Source organism: Sphingomonas sp. P3_C5, from assembly GCF_056402635.1.
On sequence record NZ_JBFUHA010000002.1, the window covers coordinates 307,100 to 319,752 of the forward strand.

A 12,653-nucleotide genomic window follows, 5' to 3' on the forward strand; every position below is an offset into this window, starting at 1 on the left:
ATCGTTCGCAACGTATAGCGTATTTTTCTTGCCATAAAGCTACAAATATCGTAGCATCTCTTTATGGCGGTGATTCGCGAAAAAATGTCGAGCGCGAGCGGCTCCGCTCCGCTGGCCCATGCGGCACCGCCCCATCATCAATCGCGATCGCCGGCTGGTGATCCGTCATATGAGGAGAGCATGATGGGCGTAATCGCCACAGCGCTGCAGCACATGATCGCGGCCGGCATGCCGGGTGAACAAATCGTCAGCGCGGTCGCCGCGATGGAGGCTGTAGCCGATACGAGATCGGCTGGCGCGAAGCGTCAGGCACGCTACAGGGAACGTAACAAGGATTCGGCGGCGACGGCCCGGGCGCGAGCGGGCGATGTGGAGTCCGCACCGCTGCTGCCGCTCTCCTTCGAGGCGAATGCTCCTGGCCTGGCCGATCGCACCGTGAAGGCGTGGAACGCGGCTGCGGCGAGCGCAGGGCTCAGCCAGGCCCGCCCGCTCGATGCCGGCCGCAAGGCAAAGCTGGCGCAGCGGGCCAGGGCGCATGGCGAGCAGGCGGTGTTCGATGCGATCGGCAATATCGCGGCAAGCCGGTTCCATTGCGGCGGCAATGCGCGGGGCTGGAAAGCGACACTCGGCTGGATGCTCGAAAGCCCGGGGAATTTCCTCAAGGCGCTCGAGCTGGGTGAGGGCGCGGTCCGGGCAGCGCCGGCGATGTCCGAGGCGCAACGCGTTGCATATCTCGCGCAACTCGATGCCAGGCCCTGGGCAAAGGGGGCACCGACCGCGTGGCCGGCACGGCGTGGCAGCGGTCCGCCCGTGCCGATCGGCGCGCCGGCTCGCCAGCTAGCGACGCAGGTGGCGGCATGAGCAGGACCGAAGGGCTCACCGAGATGGAGCGTGCAACGCTGGCGCTGATCGCCGAAGCGGCCGAGGCGGGGCGCCAGGCCCCGACCGCAGACGACATCCAGGAGCGGACTGGCTGCAATTCGATCTCGACGACCGTCAATCTCGTGCGCAGGCTGGAATTGCGGGGGCTGATCGAGGTGGAGCGTTTCCAGCGCACCCGGCGCATCACATTGGTGTCGACCGGCAAGCGCACGGCTGCGGTCAGCAACGAGACGCCGCACTGGCGGAAAGGTACGCGCCCGCGATCAGTGCCGGCGGTACCGATTTCCTATGTCCAGCAGCGCAAGCCCGAACTTGCCCGAGAGATGATCGTCGCCGCGCGGCGCGAGGGGCTGAGCGTGCAGGATTTTCTGGGAGAGCTGGTCTGGGCGGGGTGGAAGGCCCGGCTGCGGGCGATGAAGGAGGTTTCTGAATCCCCCCTCGCAAGCGGGAGGGGAGAATAATGAGCGCGCCCGGCAAACGCACCCGCACACGTCCGCGGCTCCTAACCCAGGAAGGCACCGTGCCAGCCCAACCCCCCTCCGCCTCCGCTACGCAGTTCATCGACCGCGCGAGCGTCACAGCGGCCCGCTCCCGCATGCCCGGTCGTGAACTCAGCAGGGACCCAGTGGTCTTCGGGGTAGATTGCGCGCGGCTCGATGAGGATCATTCGGCGCTCGCCATCCGCTGCGGCCGCGATGCGCGCTCGCGCCCCTGGCAGCGCTGGCAGCGGCGCGAACCGATGATGCTCGCGCATGATATCGCGCTGGCGGCGGCGCGGTGGAAGCCGGATGCGGTCTTCGTCGATGCCGGCAATATCGGCGCTGCGGTGGTCGATCGGCTGCGGCAACTCGGCGTGGAGAATGTGTTCGAGGTCTGGTTCGACAGCAAGCGGGTCCGCGAGGCGCAGGGAGAGGGTGGCGCGTGTATTTCCGCCGCCAACAAGCGCGCCGAGATGTGGATCAATATGCGCCGATGGCTGGAGGGCGGCTGCATCCCGGATCATCAGGGGCTCGAGGATGATCTTGCCGGCCCCGGATATTGCTTCGATGCCGATCGGGCGCTGCGGCTCGAGGAGAAAAAGGACATGAAGGGCAGGGGCCTTGCCTCGCCCGATGATGCCGATGCGCTCGCCTGCACCTTTGCCGAGCCAGTTTTGGCGCGGGCAGCGCCGGCATGGCTCGATCCGTCGCAATATCGCGCCAGACGTGGATGACGATGCGGAGATGTGTTGCCGCAAACCGCGGCAGGGTGCGTGCGGGCCGCTGCCCGGCGCTTATTTCCTGAAGATCGAGCCCTCGCCCCACTCTGCGACGGTATGCCCGGCGCGAGCGCCCATCTGAACGACGCGCTTGGTTTGCTCGCCATGGTCGATCGCCAAATCGCCCATCACAAGAAACATGGTGGCAAAGAGCAATGCTTTGAACATAAATGGCTGTATACGGCGTGAGCGTTAACGGAACGTTGCGCCCGCGCATGCGTTCTGGGAGTAGAGGGCGGAGTTTGCGCCGAATTGGCTGTTTTTATTCTCCACTGGGAAAGCTGGAGTGGAGAGGCAGCGTATAACCAGTCGCAACCCCTGTTCGGCATGTCCCGGGAGCCAGTCACTGATGACCGATTCGACTGACGATCTGATGATCGACACCCCTGACGGCCCTATGACCTTTGCCGCGTGGAAGAAGAAGAATCCGGTCCAGATTCCGTCGCGGCGAACAAAGGGAAAGGATCTGCCGGTGAAGGTGAAACGGTTCACTGAACCCAAATAATCAAGGCCTGTCGGGCATTTGCGGCGTTAACCGGTCTAAAAGAGATGAGTCGCTACCATTCTCCCGGGGAGCGCATCCGGCGCCGGGCAGATCTCGATGACCGCAACAAACGAAGACCGCATCAGAAACCAGAAGCAGATCGACCAGATCCAGTCGCAGGCGCGACGGGACGGCGTTTATGATCTCCTCTTCAAGCCGCGGCCCGAGAGCACAGTGCCGCTCGCCAAGACGGGGGACGAGCTCGAGGTTCGTCTGTCCGAGGAGCTCGATTATATTCGCCGGCTGCTCGACAGCGTCGGCAACAATCTCGCGAACGATCCGGAGATGCTGCAGCGCCACGCCGTCACGCTCCAGAGCTTCGATCTGATCGGTCAGATGATCGGCCACGTATCGAGCATCGTCGCCGCCGCCAATCGCAGCGAGGCGGTCGAGCGGGTGGGGATCGAGGAGATGAAGAAACGCTTGGAGCGCGGGCGGGACTGATCCTGTCCTTTTCGCTGCTCAGACGCGCTGATCATCGCAAGGCTCGCGTTTAAAGCTCCAACGGCAGTTGATCCGCATCATAAGCCGGTGGCGGATTTTCCAGTCGCTCCACCACCGTGACCGCCAGCGCCTCGAGCGCCTCCTCGCGCAATCGCTGATTGCCGAAAGTCAGGCCGACCCTCACCCACCCCGGCGATTCAGCGATCGCGGCCTTGGCGGTGGAGATGCGGGCGGGGTCTGGAGCGAATCGGGGCATGCATGCAGTTTAGAACGAAAAGGGAACATAATGGAAGGGGCATGTCTTGCCGGTTCGGCGCCTTGCGGTGCGGCCGCGCGGCCGTTCGGGACAAGCCGACGCCTCTGGTGCGAGTCAGTCGGATTGATCCGTAATCCAGGTCGACATTCCCGCTTCAATTCAGCGCTTTCGTTGCAGCCACTGCGGGGACATCATTGACGTCTTCGTAACCCCGGCACGCCCAATGTGTCGCGTAGAGATTTTGGTGGCATTTTGACGGGAGGGGCCCGTTGAGATCGCAGATCATCGCAGGGAGTCTGGTGATGTCCGGGAATGCCGAAGGCGAGCGCTGCGATTTGCCAGAGGGCGACACCGTCGCGGATCAGGACCGTCGTCAGGATTCGCGTCAGCCGATCGCCCATCTCGTCGCGAAGCTGCGGACGATGTCGGGGGAATCGCTCTGTCTCGTCCGCAACATCTCGCCCGGCGGCCTGACGGCGCATGTCTATTCGAGCCTGGATATCGGCGGAGCGGCCACCTTCGAGTTCACGTCCGGGGCGGTTGTCCGCGCCAGCATCATCTGGCAACGCGACAATGTGGCCGGCGCGCAATTCGCCGATCGCGTCGATATCGCAACTGTGTTCGGCCTGCGCGATCTGTCGCCGCCCGCGCCGGAACCCCGCTCGCCGCGGATCGAGCTCGATATCCCCGCGACAATTCGACTTGGCGCGACGCACCGCGCGATCACGCTCAGCAACATCTCGCAGGCCGGTGCGAAAATCCACTGCGCCGACCCGCTCGAACCCGGACTCAAGCTGACCCTTCTCGTCAACGGTCTGCCGCCGATCATCGGTCAGGTGCGCTGGAATCGGGACGGTTTTGCCGGTGTGGCATTCTATACGCCGGTGTCGTTCGACCTGCTGGCACAATGGCTTCCCATGGCTCAGGCTGAATAGCCGCTGAGTAATGACACCGGAAAGCTGCCCGGTGCGGTCGCCCTCCTGGCGCACCCCGGTTTACAACGACGTGCGCCTCAAAATCCTTCAAATCTCCTTCTTTCGGCATATGCACAGGGCAGTCGCCGTGCTAATGCAGGCTTGTAAATCAGGGGCTTGCACATAAATGCGGAAAAAATATTGGTTGCCGGCGGCGGCCTGTCTGGTGGTGCTTGGTGGCTGCAGCGGGGGAGGTGGCGGTGGTGTCAGTTCGACGCCCACTCCCACTCCCACTCCCACTCCCACTCCCACTCCCACTCCCACTCCTGTGCCGACAAACACTGCAATCAACGATCTCCATGTCGATCAGAGCTTCACAGGCGACAGTGCTTCGACAAACGTCGTCTTCAACACGGCGAGCAGCACGGTTACCTCTGGCAGCACTGCGCCATCCACGATGCAGGTCCAGTATAATGCCGCGGCGCACAGCTATACGGTGACGACACAGGGGCGCAGCCAGGTTTTCGCGCCCGCTGACGTGCAAACCGATCCCTATCCCGGCGAAACGCGCTACAGCAAGACTGACGGTACGACGCGCGACTATCTGACTTTGGTGACGACGCCTTACACGGGCCCGACGAGCAACCGCTTTGTCGGTCTCGGCTTCTGGCAGCGCAACACAGGCGGTTCCGGAACCCAGACCACGTTGTTCGACACCTTCACTTATGGATTCGATACGCCTGCCACGGCGGTTCCACGCACGGGATCCGTGGCTTGGAAGACCGATATTTTCGGTCTCCTGACGATCCCGGCGGCGCGGCCGCTCACCATTCAGGGATCGGGCTCGTTCAATGTCGATTTCCTGTCCGGACTGTTCTCCACCACAGCTTTTGTCGACGAGTATGATTTCATCAACGGCGGCGGCACCGCCGGATCGCTTGAGCTTACCGGAGGCGGGCATCTTTCCAGCGGCAACGGCTTTTCTGGCAACATCTTCTATGATGACCGAACGGTAGCACTGGGCGGTATCATCTCCGGCAAGTTCTACGGTCCCGCCGCGGATGAGATCGGGGCAAGTTTCAGTGCGCATGATGCGCAAGGCAATGCGCTGACGGGTTCGATGACGGGCCAGCGCGACGCGAGCCAGCCGGCTGCGAACCTGGCACTGACCAACATCATCACCTCCCAGCGCGTGACGTCGTCGGTGGCTGGTACGGTCGCGACGCAGAACGACGGCGCCACGGGCTATGCTGATATCAAGTCGTCTAATGGTAGCGGGTTGGTGACGATCCAGCCGGGCGGGCCGTTGCTCGATTTCCCTTTCGGTAGCACGACGTTGGCCACGGCCGACCAGGTGGCGGGGCGAGCGAACTTCACGACCTACAGCAAGACCATCGATGGCCAGCCGGTGACCGTCGAGCTCTATCGTCCGGGCAGCGCCAATACCCAGCTCGCGCTCACCTATGCGAGCTTCGGCACGTGGAGTTCGAGCGTACATGGCGCCGTGCCCGGTGGCGGCCAGACCATCACCAGCCGCACCTTTTTCCTCTACGGACTGGAAACGCCGCGCAACCAGCTTGCGCAGCGGACCGGTACCGGGCGCTATGACGGGGTAGTCTATGCATCGGGCGCCAGTGCGGACGGCCATCTTTACGATGTCGGCGGCACCTCTCGCTTCGATGTCGATTTCAGCGCCTCGCGCTACACAGGATCGCTGGTGCTGAATGGCACCCAGGCTGGTGGCGCTCCCGCGTCGCTTGGCACCTGGACGTTCGGCGCCACGATGGGATATGGGCAGATGTTGCAGGCTGGGTTCAACGGAATCGCCGCCAACTCCGCTAATTATATCCAACCGCATTTCTACGGCCCCGATGGGGAGGAGATCGGCGCAACATTCGCGCTTTCGACCGGCACGCCGGGTGCCGCGAACTCTGTGCAGGTCTCCGGCGTGACTGTTGCCAAACGCTGACGACCCAAAGGTCGTGCGAAAGTTCCTGATTGGCAATGTCCGCCGACTGTGCGGCGGCGTCGTAACGGCGGCACTGTGCGTGGCGCTAACAGGGACTCACGCCTTGGCGCAGGAAACCCGCACTGGCTTGTCGGCAACGGATGTTTTTGCCGCGGCCGAGCAAGCGAAGGCGGCTGGCCGAACCGCCGAGGCACTGACGCTGTACGACGCGCTAGCCCATGATCCCGACGCCGAGGTCCGCGCTGAAGCGCGGTTCCGCAAGGGGATGCTGCTCGCGGACGGCAAGCATTATGCCGAGGCGGCGGTCGCCTTTCGCGCGCTGCTCGATGAGAAGCCGGGCGCGGCGCGGGTTCGGCTCGAACTCGCGCGGGTGCTGGCGGCGATGGGCGATGAACGTGCCGCCCGCCGGTCGTTGCGGCAGGCACAGGCGGCCGGCCTGCCGCCCGACGTGGCGCTGGTCGTCGATCAGTTCGCCAACGCGCTCCGTTCCACCCGCAGGATCGGCGGGTCGTTCGAGGCTGCGTTCGCGCCTGACAGCAACGTCAACCGCGCCACCAATGCGCGGACCCTCGACACCATCATCGCCCCGCTGACGCTCTCGGACGACGCGCGCGCTCAGTCAGGCGTCGGCATCAAGCTCGCCGGCCAGGGCTATGCGCGCATTCCACTGAGCTCCAGGCTGGCTGTACTGCCGAGACTCTCCGCCCGGGGCAATTTCTACCGCGCGGGCGAATTCAACGACGTCTCCGGCTCAGCGCTGATCGGGCTCGAATGGCAGGGCAAGCGGGATCGCGTCACCCCATCGATCGGCCCCACCTGGCGCTGGTATGGCGGCAAGCCTTATGCGAGCACCCAGGCGTTGGCGATCGACTGGCTCCACGCCGCCAGCCGTCGTACCCAGATCACCATCAGCGCCAGTGCGAGCCGGTCGCGCTATTCGTTGAATACGCTGCAGGACGGCGGGCTGTTCGATCTCGGCATGACGATCGAGCACGCCACGAGCGCCCGGAGCGGTATCGGGATGAGTGCCTCGGCAACCCGGCAGACCGCGCGGGATCGAGGCTATGCAACGATGTCCGAGGGAGCCGCCATCTTCGGCTGGCGCGAGATGGGCAAGATGACCGTCTTCGCTTCGGCGGGGCTGCACCGCCTGGACGGCGACGCACGACTGTTCCTTTTCCCGGATCGCCGTCGCGAATGGCTTTACCAGGTTTCGGGGAGCGCAACGCTGCGCCAACTGACCCTGTGGGGTTTCGCGCCGCTGGTGCGGGTGGGCTGGGAGCGTAATGTATCGACCGTCGGGATCTACGACTATCGACGCTTGTCTGCTGATTTCGGGATTACGCGTGGGTTCTAAGCAGGGAGCGACACCCGCAAGGGATCGTACCGAAATGGCATCTCGTACGTAAAAGACCTGAAATGCGTGGGATTCACACTAAGCTATGTTAATCTCCCGTTAACCAGACTTTCCCGAACTTTTGAGTGGCCGCGAGGTTGCTGCGAGTCCCGAGATGGGCTGCGGTGGAGTGTAACCATGCGCTTTGTGTATTTGCTCGATCAGGATCCCGAAATCCGGACTTCGGTCACCTGGCTTCTCGGTAATCGCCCGGACATGATCGTTCGCACCTTCAGTACCGGTGCTTCCTTTCTCTCCGTGATTGACACGCTCGACCCGGGCGTTCTGCTGCTCGAGCTCGAAATGCCGGATATGAGCGGCATGGCGGTGCTCGATGCGCTCCGCGCCCGGGGCGACGACCGGATTGTGCCCGTGCTGCTGACGGGCGCGACCACCGTGCCGCTCGTGGTGCGCGCGATGAAGACGGGCGCGGTCGATCTGGTTCCGAAGCCCTATAGTGAGGATGTGTTGCTCGCGATGGTCGAGACAGCATTCACCCGCCTTGCGACCAGCCAGGCGGCGGCGGTGGCCGAGAATGAGGCGCGCGTGAAGATCGAGCATCTCTCCGGCCGCGAGCGCGACGTGCTCAGGCGCCTCTTCGAGGGGCAGGCCAACAAGGTGATCGCCCATGATCTGAGCATCAGCCCGCGCACAGTGGAAATCTACCGCGCGAACATGATGAAGAAGCTTGGCGTGCGCAGCCTGGCTGAAAGCGTTCGGGTCGTTTTCGCCGCGCGCTGGGAGCTTGGCGACAGCGATGAGCAGGAGTGGCTTGAGGCCGGCCATCTGCCGGCATGGCAGCCCGAGAGCCGCGGCGATTACGGAAAATCAACGCTGGCCTGACACTGCAGCGGGACAGGGCGTAATTTGCGCATTGCGACTTTGAGATTTCATCCTCGCCGCGTATCGCTCTGTACAAGATGCTTCGGGGTGGCGGCGGATAGTGAAGATCGATCTTCAGGCAATCGAACGACTTGCCACCGATCAACCGTCCCTCAAGGCGGCTGCAGGCCTCGCCAAACCGGGTAAATGGTCCGGGGTTGCCGCAAGCCGGGACGGGGCGCTGATCTGGGGTGAATGCGCCGGATCTGGAGCCAATCCGTACCGCGTGATGGCGGACCTGCGTGATCTCGGCAATAAATGCACCTGCCCGTCGCGCAAATTCCCGTGCAAGCATGTCCTCGCGCTGTTGTGGCTGAATGCGGAAGCAATCCTTCCCTTCGCGCCCGCCGACACGCCCGACTGGGTGACTGACTGGCTCGGCCGGCGGCGCACCGGCGTTGCGGCGAAGGCGGCGGCCCCGACCGTTGCCAAGGACCTGCGCGCGGCGCAGGAGATCGAGCCGGAGGCGCCTGAGGACCCAAAGGCAGCCGCCCGCCGCGAGGCCGCCGCGGTGAAGCGCGCCGAAGACACCGAGCGTGCTGTGTTGGACGCGCTCGATGCGCTTGAACAATGGGTCGGCGACCAGCTCCGCCAGGGCCTCTCCGCCTTTATCGACGATGCGACGGCACGGTGCCGCCGGATCGGCGCAAGGCTCGTTGACGGGAAGGCTGCAACGCTGGCCGGACGGGTCGACGAACTGCCCGCGCGCTTGCTGGCTTTGCCGGCTGCGGCTCGCGTGCACGGGGCGGTCATGGAGCTCGGCAAGCTGGTGCTGCTGGCGCGTGCCTTTCGTGCCGCGCCGCGCGATGCCGATATCCGCCGCGCAGTCGCCTCGTCCGAATCCCGCGAGGCGGTGATGAACGACCCAGCCGCGTTGCGGCTGACGGCGAACTGGGAGGTTCTTGCAGAACAGGTCCGGACGCGCCGTGACGGTCTTGTCTCGCAGACCACCTGGTTACTCAACCTCGGCGAGAACGGGCCACGTTTCGCGATGCTGCTCGATTATTTCCCGGCCAGCGCAGGGCGCCGCGGATCGGTCTTCACGCCCGGCGAGCAGTTTGCCGGTGAGTTGCTCTTCTATCCGGCCCGCGCACCGCTCCGGGCGGTCCTGATAAACCGCGCGCCAATCGCGGATCTGCCGGCGCTTGGCTGGCCCGCGACCGAAGATGCGCTTGAGGAGGTACTGGCCGGTCCGCTACTGGCCGAGCCTTGGGCGCTCGACATGCCGATCCTGCTCCCTCCCGGGCGCCTCGCGATGGACGGTGCCGGCCAGCCCTGGTGGCGCGCCCACCAGGGCGACGTCGCGCTCCCGCTTGCCGGCCAGGCAGAGGGACTGTTCCGAGGCACCGATCTGACTCGAACCGCCGCCATCTGGTCAGGCAGCCGGCTCGAGATCCTCGCAGCGCAAACCCCCTGGGGGCGGATCGCCGGCGATGACTGAGCCGGTGCAAGATATCTTCGACACGATTGAGCCGGTGTTGACGCGCTGGACGATGGGTGGCGCCGCCGCGCCTCTCGCTCCGGCTCCCTGGAACGCCGTGATCGGCGCGGAGCCTGTCGAGGCCGAACTGCGTTTGCTGGCGTTGTCKGGCCAGTATCTCAGCGTGCTGGTGCAGGCTGAACCAGCGGACGCTTTGCGCGCGCTTCCCGACCTCCCCACGCTTGCGATGCCGTCACTCACCCAGCCCCTGCGGCCGCTTGCGCGCCGTATCCTGCAGGCGATGCGGGAGGGTCGGCAGCGCCGCGACCTGATCCAGTTCGTCGCGCGCCGCGGCTGGACGCTCCACCCAGGCGACTGGATGCCGGCCCCCGGCGATGACGACCTGCCCGACGTCTACGCGCCGTGGCGCGACTGGGCTGAGGCGGCGGCCTCGCTACAGGCGGTGACGGGAAAGCCCGCCCATGGCCTTACCGCGGAAAATTGGGAGGATTACTGGCCCGCCGCGCGCGGCGTCGCGCTGGCTGAATTGCGGCGCCGCGATCCTGCCGCGGCGCTGGCGGTGCTCGAAGCGAAGTTCGCGGACCAGAATGCCGATGCGCGCGTGCGCCTGCTCGCGCTTCTGGCGAACGGGCTGTCGGATGCGGACCGCCCATTCCTCGAAAGCCTCGCGGGCGATCGCGCGCCCCGGGTCAAGGCGCTCGCCACGTCCTTGCTCGGTCGGCTTGGATACGGCTCAGCGGTTGGCGAGGATGCCGTGGAGCTGGCTGGCTTTTTCGAGGTCAAGGCCAAGGGCCTGTTGCGGCGGGCCCAGGTCGTGGCGCCGTTGCCGCTAAAGACCGCCGCGCAGACCGGGCGCCGCCGCGCGCTGATGGCGGAGACCGACATCACTGCGTTCGCCGCGGCGCTCAAGCTCTCGCCCGACGATCTCGTATCATCCTGGTCCTGGCGCAACGATGCCGGCAATGACCAGGAGCTGATCGCAATGGCCGAGCGATCGGCCCCGGAATCCGTGATCACGCTTTTGTACGAAATGCTAGGTTCGGGCGACACGGTCAACGTCCAGCACATGCTCGCACTGCAACCCCGCCTGACCCCGGCCCAGTGCACCGCGCTTGCCGAGCGCGTGCTCGGGGCGAACGGCGGCACTTTCCAGATGGCGCTGGCGATTGCCGGCGGTGGATGCGGGATCGACAGGGCAATCGATCTTGCCGCGGGGCGCACCCTCGTCGCGGCGCTCCAGACCAGCGAAGACGGCGCGCGGCGGCCCGACCAGCTCGCCGAACTCCAGGCGCTCGGGCTGGTCGCCTCGCGCGGCGCTGCTTCGGCGGCGCTCGACCGGCTGGCGGCCGGCGGCATGCTGGCCGCCGATCCACGCCTCGATATGTTGCGGTTCAACGCCGCGCTTGAAAATAGGGGAACAGAATGAGCGACAAATTGCGGATGCCCGCCGAGGAAAGCCATTCCGGCGAGCTGAAGGCGCTCATCGCCGGCGACAGCGACGATCGGCCGCGCGGCTGGGCGCTCTCGCCGCGCCGCGTCGTGACCTATCTGATGGGCGGCAAGGCGGCCGACGGCACGGTCATTTCGCCTAAATATGTCGGCGACAAAAGGCTCATCGAAACCGCCGTTTCGACGCTCGCGACCGATCGTGCGCTCCTGTTGCTCGGCGTGCCCGGGACCGCCAAATCCTGGGTATCCGAGCATCTCGCCGCCGCGATCACCGGGGATTCGACGCTAGTGATCCAGTGCACGGCGGGCACCGACGAGAACCAGATCCGCTATGGCTGGAACTATGCCCAGCTGCTTGCGCATGGTCCAAGCCGCGAGGCTCTGGTCGCGACGCCGCTGATGCGGGCGATGGAGATCGGCAAGCTCTGCCGCTTCGAGGAGCTGACCCGGATGGGCAGCGATGTGCAGGACACGCTGATCACGGTGCTCTCGGAAAAGATGATGCCGATCCCGGAGCTCAACAGCGCTGTCTATGCGTCGCGCGGCTTCAACATCATCGCCACCGCGAACAATCGCGACAAGGGCGTGAACGAGATGTCGTCGGCACTGAAGCGGCGCTTCAACGTGGTCGTCCTGCCGTTGCCGGACAGCGCGGCTGAAGAGATCTCGATCATCGTCAAACGCGTCGGTGAGATGGCGCAGAGCCTCGACCTGCCGGCGCCGAAGAATGTCGCCGAGGAAGTGGCGAGGGTGGTGGCGATCTTCCGCGAGCTGCGCTCGGGATCGACCGAGGACGGCAAGGTGGCGCTGAAATCGCCGTCGGGCGGGCTCTCGACGGCCGAGGCGATCGCGGTGATGGTCGGCGGCATCAGCCAGGCGACCTTCTTCAATGGCGGCACGCTGACTCCCGAGACGCTCGCCAGCAACATGATCGGCGCGGTGGTCAAGGATCCGGTGCAGGACCGCGCGGTGCTCGGCGAATATCTCGAAACCGTGCTGAAGAAGCGGCGCGGTTTCGAGGGCTATTATGCCTCGTTGACGGACCTGATCTGATGATGGGGCGGAAACAGCCCCTCCCCTTCAGGCGCGCCGGGTCGGCCATGCCCCCGGCATGGCCTGAAGAGCGCGGGGCGCTCTTCACCCGGTGCGGGGTAGGGGGTGGGGGCGTGCGTCTGCACGCACAAAAAGACCCGCCTCGCCAAGCGCCGAAGCGTCGAT

14 protein-coding genes are annotated in these 12,653 nt (G+C 65.1%); 12 read left to right on the forward strand and 2 right to left on the reverse strand.

Features of this window, described 5'->3' with window-relative positions:
* The first annotated feature begins 63 nt into the window (after nucleotides 1–63).
* From AC1DVS_RS07665 to AC1DVS_RS07675, 3 genes are all read left to right on the forward strand, one after another.
* Entirely contained in the window at nucleotides 64–861 is a 798-nt protein-coding gene (locus AC1DVS_RS07665; protein WP_478021778.1) for a hypothetical protein, read from the forward strand.
* Complete coding sequence (locus AC1DVS_RS07670) at nucleotides 858–1,343, forward strand: hypothetical protein (protein ID WP_478021780.1); 486 nt, start codon at nucleotides 858–860, stop codon at nucleotides 1,341–1,343. The genes AC1DVS_RS07665 and AC1DVS_RS07670 overlap by 4 nt, the downstream gene beginning before the upstream one ends.
* Nucleotides 1,344–1,477: 134 nt before the next feature.
* A complete protein-coding gene (locus AC1DVS_RS07675; protein WP_478021782.1) occupies nucleotides 1,478–2,095 on the forward strand; it encodes a hypothetical protein in 618 nt (205 codons plus the stop codon).
* Between the two features lie 60 nt (nucleotides 2,096–2,155).
* Here AC1DVS_RS07675 and AC1DVS_RS07680 read toward each other — a convergent pair whose 3' ends face one another.
* Entirely contained in the window at nucleotides 2,156–2,308 is a 153-nt protein-coding gene (locus AC1DVS_RS07680; RefSeq protein WP_478021784.1) for a hypothetical protein, read from the reverse strand.
* 181 nt (nucleotides 2,309–2,489) lie between these two features.
* On the opposite strand from AC1DVS_RS07680, the gene AC1DVS_RS07685 reads away from it, so the two are divergent.
* Nucleotides 2,490–2,645 (forward strand): hypothetical protein, encoded by a 156-nt coding sequence (locus AC1DVS_RS07685; RefSeq protein WP_478021785.1) that lies wholly within the window; start codon nucleotides 2,490–2,492, stop codon nucleotides 2,643–2,645.
* 96 nt (nucleotides 2,646–2,741) lie between these two features.
* Nucleotides 2,742–3,128 carry a hypothetical protein gene (locus tag AC1DVS_RS07690; RefSeq protein WP_478021786.1) on the forward strand — a complete coding sequence of 129 codons (387 nt, stop codon included), beginning with the start codon at nucleotides 2,742–2,744 and terminating at the stop codon, nucleotides 3,126–3,128.
* A 49-nt stretch (nucleotides 3,129–3,177) separates the two neighbouring features.
* On the opposite strand, the gene AC1DVS_RS07695 is transcribed toward AC1DVS_RS07690, so the two are convergent.
* Nucleotides 3,178–3,384, reverse strand: a complete 207-nt coding sequence (locus tag AC1DVS_RS07695; protein ID WP_478021788.1) for a DUF6771 family protein — start codon at nucleotides 3,382–3,384, stop codon at nucleotides 3,178–3,180.
* 269 nt (nucleotides 3,385–3,653) lie between these two features.
* Between AC1DVS_RS07695 and AC1DVS_RS07700 the strand changes: the two genes are divergently transcribed.
* The 7 genes from AC1DVS_RS07700 (at nucleotide 3,654) to AC1DVS_RS07730 (ending at nucleotide 12,488) form a co-directional block, all read left to right on the forward strand.
* Complete coding sequence (locus AC1DVS_RS07700) at nucleotides 3,654–4,319, forward strand: PilZ domain-containing protein (protein WP_478021789.1); 666 nt, start codon at nucleotides 3,654–3,656, stop codon at nucleotides 4,317–4,319.
* A gap of 307 nt (nucleotides 4,320–4,626) precedes the next feature.
* The gene (locus AC1DVS_RS07705) at nucleotides 4,627–6,267 is read left to right on the forward strand and encodes a transferrin-binding protein-like solute binding protein (protein WP_478021790.1); all 1,641 of its coding nucleotides are present in this window, start codon (nucleotides 4,627–4,629) and stop codon (nucleotides 6,265–6,267) included.
* Nucleotides 6,254–7,624 carry a surface lipoprotein assembly modifier gene (locus AC1DVS_RS07710; protein ID WP_478021792.1) on the forward strand — a complete coding sequence of 457 codons (1,371 nt, stop codon included), beginning with the start codon at nucleotides 6,254–6,256 and terminating at the stop codon, nucleotides 7,622–7,624. Before AC1DVS_RS07705 ends, AC1DVS_RS07710 begins: the two co-directional genes overlap by 14 nt.
* A gap of 177 nt (nucleotides 7,625–7,801) precedes the next feature.
* Entirely contained in the window at nucleotides 7,802–8,506 is a 705-nt protein-coding gene (locus AC1DVS_RS07715; RefSeq protein ID WP_478021794.1) for a response regulator transcription factor, read from the forward strand.
* 100 nt (nucleotides 8,507–8,606) lie between these two features.
* The gene (locus AC1DVS_RS07720) at nucleotides 8,607–9,986 is read left to right on the forward strand and encodes an SWIM zinc finger family protein (RefSeq protein WP_478021796.1); all 1,380 of its coding nucleotides are present in this window, start codon (nucleotides 8,607–8,609) and stop codon (nucleotides 9,984–9,986) included.
* The gene (locus AC1DVS_RS07725) at nucleotides 9,979–11,412 is read left to right on the forward strand and encodes a DUF5691 domain-containing protein (protein WP_478021798.1); all 1,434 of its coding nucleotides are present in this window, start codon (nucleotides 9,979–9,981) and stop codon (nucleotides 11,410–11,412) included. Before AC1DVS_RS07720 ends, AC1DVS_RS07725 begins: the two co-directional genes overlap by 8 nt.
* On the forward strand, nucleotides 11,409–12,488 hold the full coding sequence (locus tag AC1DVS_RS07730) for an ATP-binding protein (RefSeq protein WP_478021799.1): 1,080 nt from the start codon (nucleotides 11,409–11,411) through the stop codon (nucleotides 12,486–12,488). The genes AC1DVS_RS07725 and AC1DVS_RS07730 overlap by 4 nt, the downstream gene beginning before the upstream one ends.
* The last annotated feature ends 165 nt before the right edge of the window (nucleotides 12,489–12,653 follow it).